Source organism: Streptomyces sp. NPDC027672, from assembly GCF_055566335.1.
Map to the genome: position 1 here is coordinate 209,117 of NZ_JBVHSO010000001.1, position 18,510 is coordinate 227,626.

The window sequence follows — 18,510 nt, forward strand, 5'->3', positions numbered from 1 at the left end:
CTATTGGTGCGCGGCGGTCGGGTCAGGAGGCCGGGTAGACGAACGGCATGACCAGACCGATCAGGGCGAGCGCCTCACAGAAGGCGAAGCCCAGGATCTGGTTGGCGCGGATCAGACCGGCCGCCTCGGGCTGACGGGCCAGGGCCTGCGTACCGTTGCCGAAGATGATGCCGACGCCGACGCCCGGGCCGATGGCGGCGAGACCGTAACCGATGGAGCCGAGGTTGCCCTTGATCTGGACGCCGGCGGCAAGGGTTTCGAGAGCGGACATGCCGGTTCTTCCTTCTCTTTCAATGACCGGTGGGGGTTGGCCACCGGATGTCTGGGTGAGTAAGTCGGGGGGCTCAGTGGTGCTCGGCGAGCGCGCCCTGAATGTAGCTGCAGGTCAGCAGTACGAAGACGTACGCCTGGACAGCCTGGATGAAGAGCTCGAAGGCGGTCATCACGATGACCATGACGAACGAGACACCGGAGTAGGCGATGCCGATGCCGTTCAGCATGTACCAGCTGGCGATCGTGAAGAGCAGCAGCAGCGTGTGACCGGCGAACATGTTCGCGAACAGTCGCACGGCGTGGGTGAAGGGCCGGACGAGGAGGTTCGAGAAGAACTCGATCGTCATCGACAGCGGCAGCACCGGGCCGAGCGTCTTGTCGTAGCCGGTGAAGTTCTTGAAGGCGCCGACGAAGCCGTGCCGCTTGAACGTCAGCGAGACCCAGATGATGTACACGATGCCGGCCAGGACGGCCGGGTACGAGATGATCGCCGTCACCGGGAAGGCGGCGACCGGGACGATCGACCAGAGGTTCATCATCCAGACGAAGAAGAAGAGCGAGACGACGAGCGGGACGTACTTCTCGCCTTCCTTCTTGCCGATGGTCTCGTAGACGACGCCGCGGCGGACGAAGTCGTAACCGGCCTCGGCCACCAGCTGGAGCTTGCCCGGGACCAGCTTCGGCTTGGCGAAGGCGGCCCAGAAGAAGCCCACGATGATGATGGAACCGAGGAGCGCCAGCAGCATCGTCTTGTTGAAGTACAAGTTGCTGTCCGCGTCGCCCCAGAGCGGCTTGAACAGGAACGAGTGCAGGCCCGGAGCCGGGAAGCCGCACCCGTCGAACAGGTGGCAGCTCGTGTCGAAAGCGAGCGTCTGCGTCGGGTCAGCACTCACCGCGGGCTCCTTCATCGTGGCGCATAGGTACGGCAACCTCGTTGTGTCGGCGCGGCCTGCTGCCGCGGGTCGGCACGGGACTGGTGTTACGGATGTGGGGGCGGCTGTGGGGCATCTCGCCTCGCGAATGAGCAGGCGTCAGCTCAGATGCCCGCGCCCGCGATGCCGCAGTTGGCACCGGACGATAGCAGCATCTCTCGTGCGCCTTTATCCCGGCCCTACCTCTCACGACGAGTGCCCTGTCTTCTCGGGCTTGCCGCCCTTCGACGAGGCCTCGGGATCGACGTAGAGGATCTTCGCCTTCAGGTGGGCACGCGTCTGCGCGGCGATCCACGCGAGGGTGGTGACCACGAGCGCGATGGCGAAGGCGCGGGGGTTGAACAGCGTCGTGTTCTTGAACAGCGCGACGAAGATGACCAGCAGCAGAAGCTGGGCCGCGTAGAGCATCAGGCCCATCATCTGGAACAGCTGGGGAAAGGATTTGGCGGTGCGCTGGAGCACGTAGAGACCGAGTCCCATGAACACGATCACCACCAGCGTCCCCACGACGGCCCCGATCGCTCCCTTGCCACCGGCGACCACAGCGCTGACGACGGCGGTGACAGCGCCGACGGCAGCCGTGGGCACGGCGGCCTGGGTCAGGATCCGGGCGTCATTGGACGGCATGGCGGCAACTCCGCTTTCACAGGGGGCAGGGTGTCGTCATGGACGAGCGTAGTCCCGGGCGGAGTGGTCGAGACCTCACGCCAACGGACCGTCGCAGTCGGTCCTTCGGCTCTATCCCGGGTTCTCGTGAACCGTATCACAAACTATTTGATGAGGTCTTTACCTGCTGGGTGTGCTCGCTGTCACACATGAGAGTGACAGTGCACGTCTGTGCAGAAACCGCGCCCTCTTGTCTGGTATTGGGGGTCTTTGCTCCCCCACGAGTTGGCAATGCTCTAGTCAGATTCTTACCTTGGCCGCCTCAGCGGCGGCCGACGAAACGCGATCGGGCGCCGATCGCCGTGGCCCCGTTGACCCCCGGCACCCCGGCCGGCACGGCGGTCCGGCCGTCGCTCGGCCCGCCCTCGCCGGCGCTCGAAGAGTCCCCGGCGCCCTCGGTGCCGCCGGTGCCGCCGGCACCCTCGGGGTCGGCTGCTCCCGCGGTCTCGTCGGGTTCCGGAACCGCCGGGCCGGCCGTCCCGGCGCCGATCCCGCGCCGGCGGTAGCGCGGCGGGACGAAGCGCTGGGCCCACAGCGGTACGCGCGGGGTGAAGCGCGGGAGCAGCAGCAGACCCAGGCCGACCGCGCTCAGGAAGACCACGCCCAGCACGATCCACATGGACGCCGAGTTGACGGAGTACGCCAGCGCCCCGAAGCCGATCAGCGCCGACCAGAAGTACATGATCAGCACCGCCCGGCTGTGCGAGTGGCCGATCTCCAGCAGGCGGTGGTGCAGATGGCCGCGGTCGGCGGCGAACGGGGACTGGCCGCGCCAGGTGCGGCGGACGATCGCCAGCACCAGGTCGGCGGCCGGCACGGCGATGATGGTCAGCGGCAGCAGCAGCGGGATGTAGACCGGGACCGTCTGGTGGACCGCCGCCTTCTCCGAGCCCGTGAACAGGGCGAGGGCGTCCGGGTCCACCTGGCCGGTGATCGAGATCGCGCCCGCCGACAGCACCAGGCCGATCAGCATCGAGCCCGAGTCGCCCATGAAGATGCGCGCCGGATGCATGTTGTGCGGCAGGAAGCCCAGGCACATGCCCATCAGGATGGCCGCGAACAGCGTGCCGGGCGCGGCGGCCTCGATGCCGTACGAGTACCAGATCCGGTAGGCGTACAGGAAGAACGCGCCCGCGGCGATGCACACCATGCCGGCCGCGAGACCGTCCAGGCCGTCCACGAAGTTCACCGCGTTGATGGTGATGACCACCAGGGCCACCGTCAGCAGCGTGCCCTGCCACTGGGTCAGCGCGACGTTGCCGACGCCCGGGATGGGCAGCCACAGGATCGTCAGACCCTGCATGACCATCACGCCCGCGGCGATCATCTGGCCGCCCAGCTTGATCAGCGCGTCGATCTCGAACTTGTCGTCCAGGACGCCGATCAGCCAGATCAGCGCGGCACCGGAGAGCAGCGCCCGCGGCTCGTTGGACTTGGCGAAGACCTCGTTCAGGTTCGTCAGGTGGTCCGCGACCAGCAGGCCCGCGCACAGGCCGAAGAACATGGCGATACCGCCGAGCCGCGGAGTGGGTTCCCGGTGCACGTCCCGGGCCCGGATCTCCGGCATCGCCCCGGCCACGATCGCGAACTTCCGTACCGGCCCTGTCAGCAGATACGTCACCGCGGCCGTGATGCAGAGCGTCAGCAGGTATTCACGCACGGGCTTCCCCACAGGTCTCGCTGGCCATCACAGCCCCACACCCTAGCGACGGACGCATATGGATGAGGACTGCCGGGTAGGGATGATGGTTGCACGTGTGGCTGTGCACACCGTCCGGCTACCCCCGCTCAGCCGGGATACGGCGGGAACCGGCCGGTGAGCGCACGCACTTCCGCGCGCGCCCCGGCGGGCTCGGTCTCCCCGCGCAGCACGGCCGCGAGCAGGGCCGCGATCCGCTCCATCTCCGGCTCCCCCATCCCCTGCGTGGTCACCGCGGCCGTCCCCAGGCGCAGGCCCCGGCCGTCGCCGTGCGGCAGCACACAGCAGTCCAGCACCAGGCCGGCCGCGAGGAGCCGGGCGCGCGCACCGCGGCCGTCCACGCCGAGCGGGGCCGGGTCCGCGGTGATCAGATGGGTGTCGGTGCCGCCGGTGACGACGGCCAGTCCCTCCGCGGCCAGCCGGCCGGCCAGCACGCGCGCGTTGGCCACCACCCGGTGGGCGTAGCCGGCGAACAGGGGCGTCGCCGCCTCGCCGAACGCGACGGCCTTGGCGGCGATGGTGTGCATCTGGGCGCCGCCCTGGGTGAACGGGAACACGGCCCGGTCGACGCGCTCGGCCAGTTCCGGCCCGCACAGGATCATCCCGCCGCGCGGGCCGCGCAGCACCTTGTGGGTGGTGGCGCACACGATGTCGGCGTACGGCACCGGGTTCGGCGCCGCTCCCCCGGCGACCAGCCCGATCGGATGGCCCGCGTCCGCGATCAGATACGCCCCGACCTCGTCGGCGACCGCCCGGAAGAAGGCGTAGTCGGGATGCCGGGGATAGGCGATGGAACCGCACACGATGGCCTTGGGCCGATGGTTTCGCGCCAGGTGACGCACCTGGTCGTGGTCGATCAGCCCGGTCTCCGCGTCGACGCCGTAGCCCACGAAGTCGAACCAGCGGCCGGAGAAGTTGGCCGGCGAGCCATGGGTGAGGTGGCCGCCGTGGGCCAGGCCGAGGGCGAGGACCGTGTCGCCGGGGCGCAGCAGGGCCGCGTAGGCGGCCAGCACGGCCGAGGAGCCCGAGTGCGGCTGGACGTTGGCGTGGCCGGCGCCGAACAGGGCCTTGGCCCGGTCGACGGCGGTGCGCTCGGCGATGTCGGCGAGTTCGCAGCCGCCGTGGTGCCGGGCGCCCGGATAGCCCTCGGCGTACTTGTTGGCGAGCGCCGAGCCCAGGGCGGCGAGCACCGCCGGCGAGCAGAAGTTCTCGGCGGCGATGAGCTGGAGCGTGGTCGACTGCCGCTCCAGCTCGGCCAGGAGGATTTCGGCCATCGCCGGGTCCTGCCGCCGCAGGACATCGGTGTCGTGGGCGGTGCTGACCGGCATGGCGGACTCCGGGCGGTCGACGGTGACGTAACCCCAATGTAGGCCCGGGGTGCGGCGCCCGCGCGGCCGTCACGGCCGGGCGCGTCCGGTCAGGTGTGCGCGGGTACGCCCGTCAGCGCCGTCACCACCGGGTCCAGCGCGTCCCGTATCTCGTCGCCGATGGACCGGAAGAAGGTCAGCGGCGCGCCGTACGGGTCGTACACCTCGTCCGCCTCGGCGGTCGGGGCGAGCAGCCAGCCGCGCAGCGCCGCCGCCGCGCGCACCAGCGCCCGGGCCCGCATGACCACCCCGTCCTCCAGCGGCGGCAGCGTGGCCGGATCTATCGCCCGGACCAGGCGGGTGAACTCCTTCAGGGTGAAGGTGCGCAGCCCCGCCGAGTGGCCCATGGAGATGACCTGGGCGCGGTGGTCGCGGGTGGCGGTGAGCACCAGGTCGGCCCGGATCACGTGCTCGTCCAGCAGCTCGCGGCCGACGAAGCCGGTGGCGTCCGCGCCGAACTCGGCCAGCACGGTCTCCGCGTGCGACTCCATCGGCGCGCCCTCGTGGCCCCAGGTGCCCGCGCTCTCCACGATCAGCCCGCCGCCGAGCACACCGAGCCGCTCCGCGACGAAGTGCCGCGTCAGCCGCTCGGTGATGGGCGAGCGGCACACGTTGCCGGTGCTGACGTGCAGGATGCGGAAGGTGTCGCGGGGAAACCCGAACGTGGTCGTCTCCTCCGCGCTCCAGCCCCGGGCAGCTATGCCACGCCCCGCCTCAGGGGCCGTCAATTCGCCACCTCGAGGTCGGGTACGACCTTGCGCAGCTCCTCCACGGAGAGCGCGCCCGCGCGCAGCAGGACCGGCACCTCGCGGGTGACGTCCACGATGGACGACGGGACGTTGCCCGGGGTGGGGCCGCCGTCGAGGTAGACGGAGACGGAGTCGCCGAGCATCTGCTGCGCGGCGTCGCAGTCCTCCGGCGCGGGGTGGCCGGTGAGGTTCGCCGAGGAGACGGCCATCGGGCCGACCTCGGTGAGCAGTTCGATGGCGACCGGGTGCAGCGGCATGCGCACGGCGACCGTGCCCCGGGTGTCGCCGAGGTCCCACTGGAGGGACGGCTGGTGCCGGGCGACGAGCGTCAGGGCGCCCGGCCAGAACGCGTCGACCAGTTCCCAGGCCAGCTCGGAGAAGTCCGTGACCAGGCCGTGCAGGGTGTTCGGGGAGCCGATGAGGACGGGCGTGGGCATGTTGCGGCCGCGGCCCTTGGCGTCGAGCAGGTCGGCGACGGCCTGGCCGGAGAACGCGTCGGCGCCGATGCCGTACACCGTGTCGGTCGGCAGCACCACCAGCTCGCCCCGGCGGACGGCGGACGCGGCCTCGCGCAGACCCGTCGCGCGGTCGGTCGCGTCGTTGGTGTCGTATCGCCGTGCCATAACTAGCGGGCCTCCTCGTACACGTACTGCGGGTGGTAGGTCGTCGGGACGGTCACGGCAGCGCCTTGCGGGCGGTGGCGAACCGTGGCCGGTTGTTGAGGTCCGGGTGGTCGGCCGCGTCGGCCCAGCCCCGCTCCTCGGTGAAGATCCACGGCACCTGGCCGCCCTGGGTGTCGGCGTGCTCGATCACGACGACCCCGCCGGGGCGCAGCAGCCGGTGCGCGGTGCGTTCGATGCCGCGGATCAGGTCGAGGCCGTCCTCGCCGGAGAACAGCGCCATCTCCGGGTCGTAGTCGCGGGCCTCGGGCGCGACGTACTCCCACTCGGTGAGCGGGATGTACGGCGGGTTGGAGATGACCAGGTCGACCTGGCCGTCGAGGTCGGGGAAGGCGGTGAGCGCGTCGCCCTGGCGCAGGTCGACGCGGGAGCCGGCCACGTTCTTGCGGGTCCACACCAGGGCGTCCTCGGACAGCTCCACGGCGTGCACGCGCGAGCGCGGCACCTCCTGGGCGAGGGCGAGCGCGATGGCGCCGGTCCCGGTGCACAGGTCGACGATGCAGGGCTCCACGACGTCCATGGCGCGCACCGCGTCTATCGCCCAGCCCACCACGGACTCGGTCTCCGGCCGGGGCACGAACACCCCGGGGCCGACCTGGAGCTCCAGGTAGCGGAAGTAGGCCCGTCCGGTGATGTGCTGGAGCGGCTCGCGCTGCTCGCGCCGGGCGATGACCTCCCAGTACCGGGCGTCGAAGTCGGCGTCCTTCACGGAGTGCAGTTCACCGCGCTTCACGCCGTGCACGAACGCGGCCAGCTCCTCCGCGTCGTTGCGCGGCGAGGGCACACCGGCGTCGGCCAGCCGCTGGGTGGCCTGGGCCACCTCGGCGAGCAGCAGGTTCACGCGAGTCCTCCGTGTCGTACTCGTCGGTACGGTCTTACGCGGCGGCCAGTTTCGCCGCCGAGTCGGCGTCGACGCAGGCCTGGATCACCGCGTCGAGTTCGCCGTCCAGGACCTGGTCCAGGTTGTACGCCTTGAAGCCGACGCGGTGGTCGGAGATGCGGTTCTCCGGGAAGTTGTAGGTGCGGATCTTCTCGGAGCGGTCGACGGTGCGCACCTGGCTGCGGCGGGCGTCGGCGGCCTCCCGCTCCGCCTCCTCCTGTGCCATGGCGAGCAGCCTGGAGCGCAGGATACGCATCGCCTGCTCCTTGTTCTGGAGCTGGCTCTTCTCGTTCTGGCAGGAGGCGACGACACCGGTCGGCAGGTGGGTGATGCGCACGGCGGAGTCGGTGGTGTTCACGGACTGGCCGCCCGGCCCGGAGGACCGGTAGACGTCGATGCGCAGGTCGTTCGGGTTGATCTCGACGTCGACCTCCTCGGCCTCGGGGGTGACGAGGACACCGGCCGCGGAGGTGTGGATGCGGCCCTGGGACTCGGTCGCCGGGACGCGCTGCACGCGGTGCACGCCGCCCTCGTACTTCAGCCGGGCCCAGACGCCCTGGCCGGGCTCGATCTGCCCGCGGGCCTTCACCGCGACCTGGACGTCCTTGTAGCCGCCCAGCTCGGATTCGGTGGCGTCGATGATCTCGGTCTTCCAGCCGACGCGCTCGGCGTAGCGCAGGTACATCCGCAGCAGGTCGCCGGCGAACAGCGCCGACTCGTCGCCGCCCGCGCCCGCCTTGATCTCCAGGATGACGTCCTTGTCGTCGCTCGGGTCGCGCGGCACGAGCAGCAGGCGCAGCTTCTCGGTCAGCTCCTCGCGCTGCTTGTCCAGCTCCTTGACCTCGGCGGCGAAGTCGGGGTCGTCGACGGCCAGCTCGCGCGCGGTCGCGACGTCGTCACCGGTCTGCTTCCAGGAGCGGTACGTGGCGACGATCGGGGTCAGCTCGGCGTAGCGCTTGTTCAGCTTGCGCGCGTGCGCCTGGTCGGAGTGGACCGACGGGTCGGCGAGCTTCTTCTCCAGGTCGGCGTGCTCGGCGACGAGTTCCTCGACGGCCTCGAACATCTTGGGCTCCTGATACTGCGGTGACGGGAAGGGCGGGCGACCAAAAACGCCGGTCCCGGGCACACCCCCGGGAACAGGGTGGGACCGTGGACCGGCGAAATGGGGCTCGCTACTTCTTGGAGCCGGCGGCAGCCTTGCCGAAGCGGGCCTCGAAGCGGGCCACACGGCCACCGGTGTCGAGGATCTTCTGCTTGCCCGTGTAGAACGGGTGGCACTCGGAGCAGACCTCGGCCCGGATGGCGCCGGACTCGATGGTGCTGCGGGTGGTGAACGACGCGCCGCAGGTGCAGCTGACCTGCGTCTCGACGTACGCGGGGTGGATGTCGCGCTTCAAGGTGTCTCCTAGGTTTCGGGAGGGCGCCGGGTCGCCGCCGCGGGATGCGGGAGCGTGAACCGGAGCCGACGTACCAGTCTGCCAGGACTGGTGCCATCCTCCCAAACCGGGGGTGCGGCCGTTCTATTCCTGCGGGCGGGCGGCGGGGGCGCCGGCCGGGGTGCCGGGGGCCCGCCGTGGGCGGGTGCGGGCGCGTCGTCGCTGGTCGGGCGGCTGCCCGGGCTTTCTCAGGGGGCGCTGACGACGTTCTTGGCCTCGCCGGTGGCCGTGCCCCGGGTCGCCGCCTCAGGGATCGGCCGGTCGCTGCGCAGCGCGTTCCAGACGAGCTGGGCCTTGGCCGTGTCCAGCAGGACGCGGTTGGGGTTGGCCGGGTCGTACTGCACCGGCATCGTGACCATCTTCATATGGGACGGGCCGATGCCCTTGAGGCCGTCCGCGAAGTCGATCAGCGAGTTGACCGAACCGAGGTCGGAGTCGGTGGTGACGGCCTTGGTCGCGGTGTCGGCGAGGTGGTAGAGCCGCTTCGGGTCGGTGAACACGCCGACGTGTTTGACCTGGTCGATCAGCGCCTTGATGAACGCCTGCTGGAGCTGGATGCGGCCCAGGTCGGAGCCGTCGCCCACGCCGTGCCGGGTGCGGACCAGGCCGAGCGCCTGCCGGCCGTCCAGCGTGTGCGGACCGGCCGTGAGGTCGAGGTGGCTCTGCGGGTCGCGGATGTCCTTGGTGGTGGTGAGCCGGACGCCGCCGAGGTCGTCGATGAGCTGCTGGAAGCCGTCGAAGTCGACCTCCAGGTAGTGGTCCATGCGGATGCCGGTGAGGGACTCCACGGTCTTCACCGCGCAGGCCGCGCCGCCGGTGGAGTACGCCTCGTTGAACATCACGCCGGAGGCGGCCGGGTGGCTGGTGCCCCGGGTGTCGGTGCACTCGGGCCGGTCGACGAGGGTGTCGCGCGGGATGGAGACCACGCCGGCCCGCTGGTGGCCCTCGTAGACGTGGACGATCATCGCGGTGTCGGAGCGGGCGCTGCCGTCGTCCGCGCCGCCGCCCAGCTTCTTGTTGTTGCCGGCGCGCGTGTCCGAGCCGAGGACCAGGATGTTCTCGGAGCCGTTGTCGACCTTCGTGGGCCGGTCGGCGCCGAGGGCCTGGTTGAGGTCGACGCTGTGCAGGTTGCCGTTGAGCTTGAAGTACACGTACCCCACACCGGTGCCGCCCAGCACGACGATGCCCGCGGCCGTCCAGGCCGTCGCGCGCAGGACCTTGCGGCCCGCGCTGGGGGCCTTGCGGCGGCGCCCCTTGCCCCGGCGGCGGGGCCCGGTCGGGCCCGGCTCGGTTATGGCGGGCGTGCTCTCGGCGGCCACATCGCTCCTAGGTCTCGGTGGTCGGGTACCCCCTGCGGTCAGGGTCGGGCGCGGTCGTCACCGCTCCATCGTCGCTCCGCCCGGTCAGACGGGGAAACTCGGGAAAGGGTTGCACAACGCACGGTGGCCCTCGCGTGCCGCGCTGTGCACGCTGCGTAGCGACGGTATCCGGGCGTACGGCGCTCACCTGCGGTTTCGTCTCCACGGGCGGAACGGCCGCGCACCGGCGCACGGCACCTGCGCTGTGGTGAACATCTCGCTTGCGCAAGCCCCGGTGAACGGCGGACGGCCGCCCCCCGTCGCTGGTGGACGGGGGGCGGCCGCGCGTGTGCCGAAGGGCTCGGTCAGTCGCCGTTGCCCGGCGACGGCGTCGTCTTCTGGATCTGCATCAGGAACTCGCCGTTCGACTTGGTCTGCTTCATCTTGTCGAGGAGCAGCTCGATCGCCTGCTGCTGGTCCAGCGCGTGCAGCACCCGGCGGAGCTTCCAGACCACGGCCAGTTCCTCGTTGCCGAGCAGGATCTCCTCCTTACGGGTACCGGACGCGTCCACGTCCACCGCCGGGAAGATCCGCTTGTCCGCCAGCTTGCGGTCCAGCTTCAGTTCCATGTTGCCGGTGCCCTTGAACTCCTCGAAGATCACCTCGTCCATGCGGGACCCGGTGTCCACGAGAGCCGTGGCGAGGATGGTCAGCGAGCCGCCGTCCTCGATGTTGCGCGCGGCACCGAAGAACCGCTTCGGCGGGTAGAGCGCGGTCGAGTCGACACCACCGGACAGGATGCGGCCGGAGGCAGGCGCGGCCAGGTTGTAGGCACGGCCCAGACGCGTGATCGAGTCGAGCAGCACGACGACGTCGTGGCCCAGCTCCACCAGCCGCTTGGCCCGCTCGATGGCCAGCTCGGCGACGGTGGTGTGGTCCTCGGCCGGGCGGTCGAAGGTCGAGGAGATGACCTCGCCCTTCACCGACCGCTGCATGTCGGTGACCTCTTCCGGACGCTCGTCGACGAGGACGACCATCAGGTGGCACTCGGGGTTGTTGTGCGTGATCGCGTTGGCGACCGCCTGCATGATCATGGTCTTGCCGGTCTTCGGCGGGGCCACGATCAGACCGCGCTGGCCCTTGCCGATCGGCGAGACCATGTCGATGATCCGGGTGGTGAGCACGCCCGGGTCGGTCTCCAGGCGGAGCCGGTCCTGCGGGTAGAGCGGGGTCAGCTTGTTGAACTCCGGGCGGCCGCGGCCGTGTTCGGGCGCCATGCCGTTGACGGAGTCCAGCCGGACCAGCGCGTTGAACTTCTCGCGGCGCTCGCCCTCCTTGGGCTGACGGACCGCGCCGGTGACGTGGTCGCCCTTGCGCAGGCCGTTCTTGCGGACCTGGGCGAGGGAGACGTACACGTCGTTCGGACCGGGCAGGTAGCCGGAGGTCCGGATGAAGGCGTAGTTGTCGAGGATGTCCAGGATGCCCGCGACCGGGATCAGGACGTCGTCGTCGGCGAGCTGCGGCTCGGGAGCGATCTCGTCACGGCCGCGGCGGCCCCGGCGGTCCCGGTACCGGCCGCGACGGCCACGCCGGCCGCCCTCGAAGTCGTCGTCGTCCTGCCGGCTGTCCTGACGGCCGCCCTGCTGGCCCTGCTGCTGACGCTGCTGGCCGCCCTGCTGCTCGTCGCCCTTGCCACGGCGGTCGCGGTCGCGGTCCCGGTCGCGGTCACGGTCCCGGCCGCGCTCGCGGCGGTCGCGGCGGCCACGGCCGTCGCCGTCACCGGCGTCGCCCTTGGCGGCCTCGCCCTGCTGGGGCTGCTGCGCGGGCGTCTCGGCCTTCGGCTCGCTCTTGGCCTCGGCGGCGACGGTCTCGGTGCCGTTCGCGGCCGGGCTGCCGGCGTCGGCCGTGGCCCGGCGGCGGCGCCGCTCGCCCGGGGCGTCGTCCGCCCCGCGCTCGGCGTCGCGGGTGGTGCCCGGCTGGCCGGGGATCTCGATCTGCTGCTGGGCCGCGGCCTTCTCGGCGGGGGCCGCAGCGGCCTTGTCCGCCTTCTTCTCGGCGGTCTCCTCGCCGGTGCGGGTCCGCGAGGTGGCCCGGCGCTTCGGCTTGGTCTCGGCGGCGGTGTCGGCCTTGGCGGCGGCGGGGGCGCCCCCGGCGGCCTGCGCCTCCTTGATGACCTCGATCAGCTGGCTCTTGCGCATCCGCGCGGTGCCCCTGATCCCGAGGCCCGAGGCGACCTGCTGCAGCTCGGCCAGCACCATGCCCTCGAGGCCGGTACCGCGGCGCCGCCGGGAGCCGGCACCGGTGGCAGGCGCGGAGGCGTCCGTGGCGGGCGCGGCAGCGGTCTCCTCGACACGTGCGCCCATCAGATCGGTGGTGTCGCTCACGAAGGGTCCTTCCCTGGAGCGGACGTCGGCCTGTCTGGCTCGGCGACCGGTTGTGCTGTCCGGCTACGGTTCTGTCTTCTGTGAACCGTGCCGGGGCGGTGGTCCGCCAAAGCGGCGGAAGAAATGTGCGGTGATGGCGCTTCCGCGAGTCGTGGCACCGAGTGTCACGTGGCGTGGTAGCACCGGTTCCGGAGCTCCCCCACAGGGGGTACCCCCACCGGCGGCCCGCTCAGTGCTCGCATACGCCGTACTGCCCAGGTACGGCGCAGGGAACACGGAGTGGCGCGGGAGGCTCCCGGAAGAATGTCTGTCCCGGAGGGGGACACGAGGCACCTCGCCATGGTGGGGTCGGGTGCAGACTTGAGATTAACACTACCGGATCCAACAAACATTCCCCCTCTCGAAATCCGGCAACCGTGTGTCAGGTCGCAAGCGGCAGCACGCTCGCTCCCCGTACATCCAGGTCCAGCCGGTTGGCGGCCCAGCCGTCGCCCGCGAGGTGGGCCACCTTGTCGGCGCTGCCGGTGTCGGCGAGGGCCATGACGGTGGGTCCGGCGCCGGAGATCACGGCCGGGATGCCGTCGGCGCGCAGCCGCTCCACCAGTGCGGCGCTCTCGGGCATGGCCGGCGCGCGGTACTCCTGGTGCAGACGGTCCTCGGTGGCGGCGAGCAGCAGCTCGGGACGCCTGGTCATCGCCTCGACCAGCAGGGCGGCACGGCCCGCGTTGGCGGCGGCGTCGACATGCGGCACGCTGCGCGGGAGCAGACCGCGCGCGGTCTCGGTCAGCACCGGTTTCCCGGGCACGAAAACCACCGGAACGATGGAATCGTGCGGGTCCATCCTGATGGCGCGGGCCATGCCGCCCTCCATCCAGGACACGGTGAAGCCGCCGAGCAGACAGGCGGCCGCGTTGTCCGGGTGGCCCTCGATCTCCGTGGCCAGTTCCAGCAGCGCCGCGTCGTCGAGACGGGCCTCGCCGCCTATGGTCACGGCGCGCGCGGCGACGATGCCGGCGCAGATGGCGGCGGAGGAGGAGCCCAGGCCGCGGCCGTGCGGGATCCGGTTGGCGCAGACGATCTCCAGGCCGCGGGGCTGTCCGCCCAGCAGGTCGAAGGCGGTCCGCAGGGAGCGGACGAGCAGGTGGCTCTCGTCCCGGGGCAGGGTCTCGCTGCCCTCACCCGCGATGTCGATGTGCAGCCCGGAGTCGGCCACCCGGACGACCACGTCGTCGTAGAGCCCCAGCGCGAGGCCCAGGGCGTCGAAGCCCGGACCGATGTTGGCGCTGGTGGCGGGGGTGCGCACCCGGACGGCGGCGGCGCGGAAAGCTGGACCGGCCATCGCTCGAAGACTCTCCTTGAGCTGCGTGACGGTTGAATGGCGCTCGATGGCGTTCGAGGGCCGTTCGGTGGACTGCCGACGACTGATGTACGAGGACCCGTCGGGCCGCGGAGGCGGCGCGGCGCCGTGCCGGACGCGGGGAAAGGTGCGGCGGCGGGTTGGTTACAGCCTATCGAAGGAAGGTTCTGCGGCGACATAGGGCGCACAGGCGGCGCACGATGCGTGTCGTATGCCTCCTGTGCACCCTGACCGGGACCGGGGTCCCGGGCCGCTCAGGCGAGGCCGAGGCGCTCGGCCGCGGTGGCCGCGTCGACCGGGACGGTGACCGGCTGCGGGGCGCCGGCGACGGCCCAGTCGGGGTCCTTCAGGCCGTTGCCGGTGACGGTGCACACGATGCGCTGGCCGGGGTCGACCTTGCCCTGCTCGGCGGCCTTGAGCAGACCGGCCACGGAGGCGGCGGAGGCGGGCTCCACGAAGACGCCCTCCTGCGCGGCCAACAGGCGGTAGGCGCGCAGGATCTCACGGTCCGTCACCTCGTCGATGACGCCGCCGGACTCGTCCCGGGCGGCCAGCGCGTAGTTCCAGGACGCGGGGTTGCCGATCCGGATGGCGGTGGCGATGGTCGACGGGTCCTTGACGACCTCGCCGCGCACGATCGGGGCGCTGCCGGACGCCTGGAAGCCCCACATGCGCGGGGTCCGGGCGGCGATGCCGTCCGCGGCGTACTCCCGGTAGCCCTTCCAGTACGCGGTGATGTTGCCCGCGTTGCCCACCGGCAGGACGTGGATGTCCGGCGCGTCGCCGAGCATGTCCACGATCTCGAAGGCGGCCGTCTTCTGGCCCTCGATGCGCACCGGGTTCACCGAATTCACCAGCGCCACCGGGTAGTTCTCGCTGAGCGCCCGGGCGAGCGTGAGGCAGTCGTCGAAGTTGCCGTCGACCTGGAGGATCTTCGCGCCGTGCACGAGGGCCTGGCCCATCTTGCCCAGGGCGATCTTGCCCTGCGGCACCAGCACGGCGGAGACCATGCCGGCGCGTACGGCGTAGGCCGCGGCGGACGCGGAGGTGTTGCCGGTCGACGCGCAGATGACGGCCTTCGCCCCCTCCTCCTTGGCCTTACTGATGGCCATGGTCATGCCGCGGTCCTTGAAGGACCCGGTCGGGTTGGCGCCCTCCACCTTCAGGTGGACCTCGCAGCCCGTGCGCTCGGAGAGCACCTGCGCGGGCACGAGAGGCGTGCCGCCCTCGCGGAGCGTCACGACCGGCGTGGTGTCGGAGACCGGAAGCCTGTCCCGGTACTCCTCGATGATTCCGCGCCACTGGTGGGTCATTGCTGGTTACTCTCCTTCAACCCGCATGATGCTGGCGACACCCCGCACGGTGTCCAGCTTGCGCAGTGCCTCGACGGTCCCGGACAGGGAGGCGTCGGAGGCCCGGTGGGTGACGACGACGAGAGAGGCCTCGCCGTCCTTGCCCTGCTGCCGAACGGTGTCGATCGACACCCCGTGCTCGGCGAAGACGGTGGCGACCTGGGCGAGCACGCCCGGCTTGTCGGCCACGTCCAGGCTGATGTGGTACCGGGTGACGACCTCGCCCATCGAGGAGACGGTCAGGTCGGCGTAGGCCGACTCGCCGGGTCCGGTGGTGCCGTTCAGCCGGTTGCGGCAGACGGCGACGAGGTCGCCGAGGACGGCGGAGGCGGTGGGCGAACCGCCCGCGCCGGGGCCGTAGAACATGAGCTGTCCGGCCGCGTCGGACTCGACGAAGACGGCGTTGTAGGCGCCGCGCACGGAGGCCAGCGGATGGCTCAGCGGGATCATCGCGGGATGCACGCGCGCGGTGACCGACCTGCCGTCCTTGGACCGCTCGCAGATGGCGAGCAGTTTGATGGTGCAGCCCATCTCCTTGGCGGAGCGGAAGTCGGCGGCGGTGACCTCGGTCATGCCCTCGCGGTAGACGTCGTCCAGCCGGACCCGGGTGTGGAAGGCGATGCCGGCGAGGATGGCGGCCTTGGCGGCGGCGTCGAAGCCCTCCACGTCGGCGGTCGGGTCGGCCTCGGCGTAGCCCAGGGCGGTGGCCTCGTCGAGGGCCTCCTGGTAGCCGGCTCCCGTGGAGTCCATCTTGTCGAAGATGAAGTTGGTGGTGCCGTTGACGATGCCGAGGACGCGGTTGACCTTGTCGCCGGCGAGCGACTCGCGCAGCGGGCGGATCAGCGGGATGGCACCGGCGACGGCCGCCTCGTAGTACAGGTCCCGGCCGTGTTTCTCGGCGGCGGCGTGCAGGGCGGCGCCGTCCTGGGCGAGCAGCGCCTTGTTGGCCGAGACGACGGAGGCGCCGTGCTCGAAGGCGGTGGTGATCAGCGTCCGGGCCGGCTCGATACCGCCGATGACCTCGACCACCACGTCGACGTCCTCGCGCTGGACGAGGGCGGTGGCGTCGGTGGTGACCAGCGCGGGGTCGACGCCCTCGCGCACCTTGCCGGTACGCCGTACGGCGACGCCGGCCAGCTCGACCGGGGCCCCGATCCGGGCGGCGAGGTCGTCGGCGTGCGTCGTCATGATGCGCGCCACCTCTGAGCCGACCACTCCACAGCCCAGCAGCGCCACTTTCAGCGGACGCGTACGCATCATCCGACCTCGTTTCCTCATACCGTCTACGGTTCGATTAGTCTCACTCACCGGACGGGAGTATCTACCCTTCGTCCGGATCGTGAGACATTATTTTCATTTCAACGGGGGCCGAAGACCGCAGATCTTCCGCCCCCGCGGTGCTGAGACGCGCGTCACCCGACGTCGAGACGCAGGAGGTCCTCCTCCGTCTCCCGCCGGACGATCACCCGGGCCTCGCCGTCCCGTACGGCGACGACGGGCGGCCGGAGCACGTGGTTGTAGTTGCTGGCCATCGAGCGGCAGTACGCGCCGGTGGCCGGCACCGCGATCAGGTCGCCCGGCGCCAGGTCCGCCGGCAGGAACGCGTCCTTCACCACGATGTCCCCGCTCTCGCAGTGCTTGCCGACGACCCGGGCGAGCATCGGCTCGGCGGTGGAGACGCGGGAGACGAGCGCCACGGTGTACTCGGCGTCGTACAGCGCGGTGCGGATGTTGTCCGACATGCCGCCGTCGACGGAGACGTACGTCCGCAGCCCGTCCAGCGGCTTCACCGTGCCCACCTCGTACAGCGTGAACGCCGTCGGCCCCACGATGGCGCGGCCGGGCTCGACGGAGATCCGCGGCGTGCGCAGCCGGGCGGCCTCGCACTCGCGCGTGACGATCTCGGTGAGCGCCTTGGCGATCTCGTGCGGCTCACGCGGGTCGTCGGCGCTCGTGTAGGCGATGCCGAGCCCGCCGCCGAGGTCGATCTCCGGCAGCTCCACGCCGTGCTCGTCCCGGATGTCCCTCAGCAGCCCCACGACCCGGTGCGCGGCGACCTCGAACCCGGACATGTCGAAGATCTGCGAGCCGATGTGCGAGTGGATGCCGATCAGTTCCAGCCCGTCCAGCCGCAGGGCCCGCCGTACGGCCTCCGCGGCCTGCCCGCCGGCCAGCGGGATGCCGAACTTCTGGTCCTCGTGCGCGGTCGCGATGAACTCGTGCGTGTGCGCCTCGACGCCCACCGTGATCCGGATCTGCACCCGCTGCCGCTTGCCGAGTTCCTGGGCGGTGTGCGCGACCCGCGCGATCTCCTGGAAGGAGTCGAGCACGATCCGTCCGACGCCCGCCTCGACGGCCCGGCGGATCTCCGCGCCGGACTTGTTGTTGCCGTGGAAGGCGATGCGCTCGGGGGGCATCCCGGCGGACAGCGCGGTGGCCAGTTCCCCACCCGAGCAGACGTCGAGATTGAGCCCTTCTTCGTGCAGCCAGCGCACCACGGCCCGGGACAGGAACGCCTTCCCGGCGTAGAACACGTCGGCGTCCGGACCGAACGCGGCGCGCCAGGCGCGCGCCCGGGCCCGGAAGTCGGTCTCGTCCAGGACGTAGGCGGGCGTGCCGAACTCCTCGGCGAGCCGGGTGACGGGGATACCGCCGACGGCGGCCACCCCGTCGTCGCCGCGCGTGACGGTCTGGGCCCACACCTTCGGGTCGAGGACGTTCAGGTCGGCGGGCGGCGCGGAGTAGTGCCCCTCGGGCAGGACATCGGCGTGGCGGGGCCCGGCGGGATGGGCGGAACGGCTCATGACGTGACTCTCAGACTCTCTGTCTCTCTCCGGGCGCGCATCTGCCTGACGCCTCAGAGATGTTCGGGTGCGTCGATGCCGAGCAGGGACAGGCCGCCGGCCAGCACCTGCCCGGCTGCTTCGGCGAGGGCCAGCCGGGCACGGTGGGCGGCCGAGGGTTTCTCCTCACCGACAGGAAGCACGGAAGGCAGCAGGGGCAGCACGGCATCGGCGACGGTCACGAGATGCCGGGCAAGCCGGTCCGGGGCACGGTGGGTGGCGGCCGCGGCGAGGATACGGGGGTGGTCGGCGAGCGGGGTCAGCAGACCGGCACCGGCCTCGGTCCCCAGGGGACCGGGCTCGGCGGCGAAACCGAGACGGGAGGCGTTGCGGCTGAGCGACCGGACGCGGGCATGCGCGTACCGCACCCGGAACAGCGGATTGCCCTCCCGCTGCACGAGATGCTCCGCGGAGATCCGAGGCCGATCGTGCGGAGCGGGAAAGAGCAAGGCCCAGCGAGCGGCGTCCCTCCCCAGGGGGGTGGGGTCCTGGGGGGCGGGTCGGGGGCGGAGGGGGGTGGGGGTCTGCTTCTGGGGGGGCGTGCTGGGGCGGGGGGTCTGGCTGTCGGCACCGCTGTGCTTGGCGGTGGGGCGG

The 18,510-nt window shown here is 71.2% G+C and carries 16 protein-coding genes and 1 pseudogene; all 17 read right to left on the minus strand.

Features of this window, described 5'->3' with window-relative positions:
- Positions 1 to 22: 22 nt before the first annotated feature.
- Complete coding sequence (locus ACZ4SV_RS00895; RefSeq protein ID WP_018544514.1) at positions 23 to 271, minus strand: ATP synthase subunit c family protein; 249 nt, start codon at positions 269 to 271, stop codon at positions 23 to 25.
- A gap of 73 nt (positions 272 to 344) precedes the next feature.
- Positions 345 to 1,181 (minus strand): F0F1 ATP synthase subunit A, encoded by an 837-nt coding sequence (atpB, locus tag ACZ4SV_RS00900; RefSeq protein WP_468000444.1) that lies wholly within the window; start codon positions 1,179 to 1,181, stop codon positions 345 to 347.
- Positions 1,182 to 1,391: 210 nt separating this feature from the next.
- Positions 1,392 to 1,832 (minus strand): hypothetical protein, encoded by a 441-nt coding sequence (locus tag ACZ4SV_RS00905; protein WP_365872076.1) that lies wholly within the window; start codon positions 1,830 to 1,832, stop codon positions 1,392 to 1,394.
- A 301-nt stretch (positions 1,833 to 2,133) separates the two neighbouring features.
- Positions 2,134 to 3,531, minus strand: coding sequence for an MraY family glycosyltransferase (locus ACZ4SV_RS00910; RefSeq protein ID WP_468000446.1), 1,398 nt, complete (start codon positions 3,529 to 3,531; stop codon positions 2,134 to 2,136).
- Positions 3,532 to 3,659: 128 nt separating this feature from the next.
- On the minus strand, positions 3,660 to 4,898 hold the full coding sequence (locus ACZ4SV_RS00915) for a serine hydroxymethyltransferase (protein ID WP_468000448.1): 1,239 nt from the start codon (positions 4,896 to 4,898) through the stop codon (positions 3,660 to 3,662).
- Between the two features lie 89 nt (positions 4,899 to 4,987).
- Positions 4,988 to 5,665: an arsenate reductase/protein-tyrosine-phosphatase family protein gene (locus ACZ4SV_RS00920; protein ID WP_468000450.1), complete on the minus strand. Its 678-nt coding sequence runs from the start codon at positions 5,663 to 5,665 to the stop codon at positions 4,988 to 4,990.
- Positions 5,662 to 6,309: an L-threonylcarbamoyladenylate synthase gene (locus ACZ4SV_RS00925; protein ID WP_365880325.1), complete on the minus strand. Its 648-nt coding sequence runs from the start codon at positions 6,307 to 6,309 to the stop codon at positions 5,662 to 5,664. The genes ACZ4SV_RS00920 and ACZ4SV_RS00925 overlap by 4 nt, the downstream gene beginning before the upstream one ends.
- 52 nt (positions 6,310 to 6,361) lie before the next feature.
- Positions 6,362 to 7,207, minus strand: a complete 846-nt coding sequence (gene prmC / locus ACZ4SV_RS00930; RefSeq protein ID WP_365880327.1) for a peptide chain release factor N(5)-glutamine methyltransferase — start codon at positions 7,205 to 7,207, stop codon at positions 6,362 to 6,364.
- A 34-nt stretch (positions 7,208 to 7,241) separates the two neighbouring features.
- Positions 7,242 to 8,309: a peptide chain release factor 1 gene (gene prfA / locus ACZ4SV_RS00935; RefSeq protein ID WP_468000453.1), complete on the minus strand. Its 1,068-nt coding sequence runs from the start codon at positions 8,307 to 8,309 to the stop codon at positions 7,242 to 7,244.
- A gap of 109 nt (positions 8,310 to 8,418) precedes the next feature.
- A complete protein-coding gene (gene rpmE, locus ACZ4SV_RS00940) occupies positions 8,419 to 8,643 on the minus strand; it encodes a 50S ribosomal protein L31 (protein WP_316748526.1) in 225 nt (74 codons plus the stop codon).
- A 227-nt stretch (positions 8,644 to 8,870) separates the two neighbouring features.
- Entirely contained in the window at positions 8,871 to 10,001 is a 1,131-nt protein-coding gene (locus tag ACZ4SV_RS00945; protein WP_468000455.1) for an LCP family protein, read from the minus strand.
- A 344-nt stretch (positions 10,002 to 10,345) separates the two neighbouring features.
- The gene (gene rho, locus ACZ4SV_RS00950) at positions 10,346 to 12,364 is read right to left on the minus strand and encodes a transcription termination factor Rho (RefSeq protein ID WP_468000457.1); all 2,019 of its coding nucleotides are present in this window, start codon (positions 12,362 to 12,364) and stop codon (positions 10,346 to 10,348) included.
- Positions 12,365 to 12,785: 421 nt separating this feature from the next.
- The gene (gene thrB / locus ACZ4SV_RS00955; protein ID WP_365880335.1) at positions 12,786 to 13,703 is read right to left on the minus strand and encodes a homoserine kinase; all 918 of its coding nucleotides are present in this window, start codon (positions 13,701 to 13,703) and stop codon (positions 12,786 to 12,788) included.
- A 272-nt stretch (positions 13,704 to 13,975) separates the two neighbouring features.
- Positions 13,976 to 15,034 (minus strand): threonine synthase, encoded by a 1,059-nt coding sequence (gene thrC, locus ACZ4SV_RS00960; protein WP_468000460.1) that lies wholly within the window; start codon positions 15,032 to 15,034, stop codon positions 13,976 to 13,978.
- A gap of 6 nt (positions 15,035 to 15,040) precedes the next feature.
- Positions 15,041 to 16,330: a homoserine dehydrogenase gene (locus tag ACZ4SV_RS00965; protein WP_397943621.1), complete on the minus strand. Its 1,290-nt coding sequence runs from the start codon at positions 16,328 to 16,330 to the stop codon at positions 15,041 to 15,043.
- 155 nt (positions 16,331 to 16,485) lie between these two features.
- A complete protein-coding gene (gene lysA / locus ACZ4SV_RS00970) occupies positions 16,486 to 17,877 on the minus strand; it encodes a diaminopimelate decarboxylase (RefSeq protein WP_468000462.1) in 1,392 nt (463 codons plus the stop codon).
- 53 nt (positions 17,878 to 17,930) lie between these two features.
- Positions 17,931 to 18,431, minus strand: a pseudogene (locus tag ACZ4SV_RS00975) (DALR anticodon-binding domain-containing protein); the annotation flags it as partial.
- Positions 18,432 to 18,510 lie beyond the last annotated feature (79 nt).

Excerpts from the sequence above, each read along its gene's own strand:
- lysA (WP_468000462.1), bottom strand. The coding sequence starts at position 17,877 with ATGAGCCGTTCCGCCCATCCCGCCGGGCCCCGCCACGCCGATGTCCTG.
- ACZ4SV_RS00905 (WP_365872076.1), bottom strand. The coding sequence starts at position 1,832 with ATGCCGTCCAATGACGCCCGGATCCTGACCCAGGCCGCCGTGCCCACG.
- thrB (WP_365880335.1), bottom strand. The coding sequence starts at position 13,703 with ATGGCCGGTCCAGCTTTCCGCGCCGCCGCCGTCCGGGTGCGCACCCCC.
- ACZ4SV_RS00895 (WP_018544514.1), bottom strand. The coding sequence starts at position 271 with ATGTCCGCTCTCGAAACCCTTGCCGCCGGCGTCCAGATCAAGGGCAAC.
- ACZ4SV_RS00925 (WP_365880325.1), bottom strand. The coding sequence starts at position 6,309 with ATGGCACGGCGATACGACACCAACGACGCGACCGACCGCGCGACGGGT.
- ACZ4SV_RS00965 (WP_397943621.1), bottom strand. The coding sequence starts at position 16,330 with ATGCGTACGCGTCCGCTGAAAGTGGCGCTGCTGGGCTGTGGAGTGGTC.
- atpB (WP_468000444.1), bottom strand. The coding sequence starts at position 1,181 with ATGAAGGAGCCCGCGGTGAGTGCTGACCCGACGCAGACGCTCGCTTTC.
- thrC (WP_468000460.1), bottom strand. The coding sequence starts at position 15,034 with ATGACCCACCAGTGGCGCGGAATCATCGAGGAGTACCGGGACAGGCTT.
- prfA (WP_468000453.1), bottom strand. The coding sequence starts at position 8,309 with ATGTTCGAGGCCGTCGAGGAACTCGTCGCCGAGCACGCCGACCTGGAG.
- ACZ4SV_RS00915 (WP_468000448.1), bottom strand. The coding sequence starts at position 4,898 with ATGCCGGTCAGCACCGCCCACGACACCGATGTCCTGCGGCGGCAGGAC.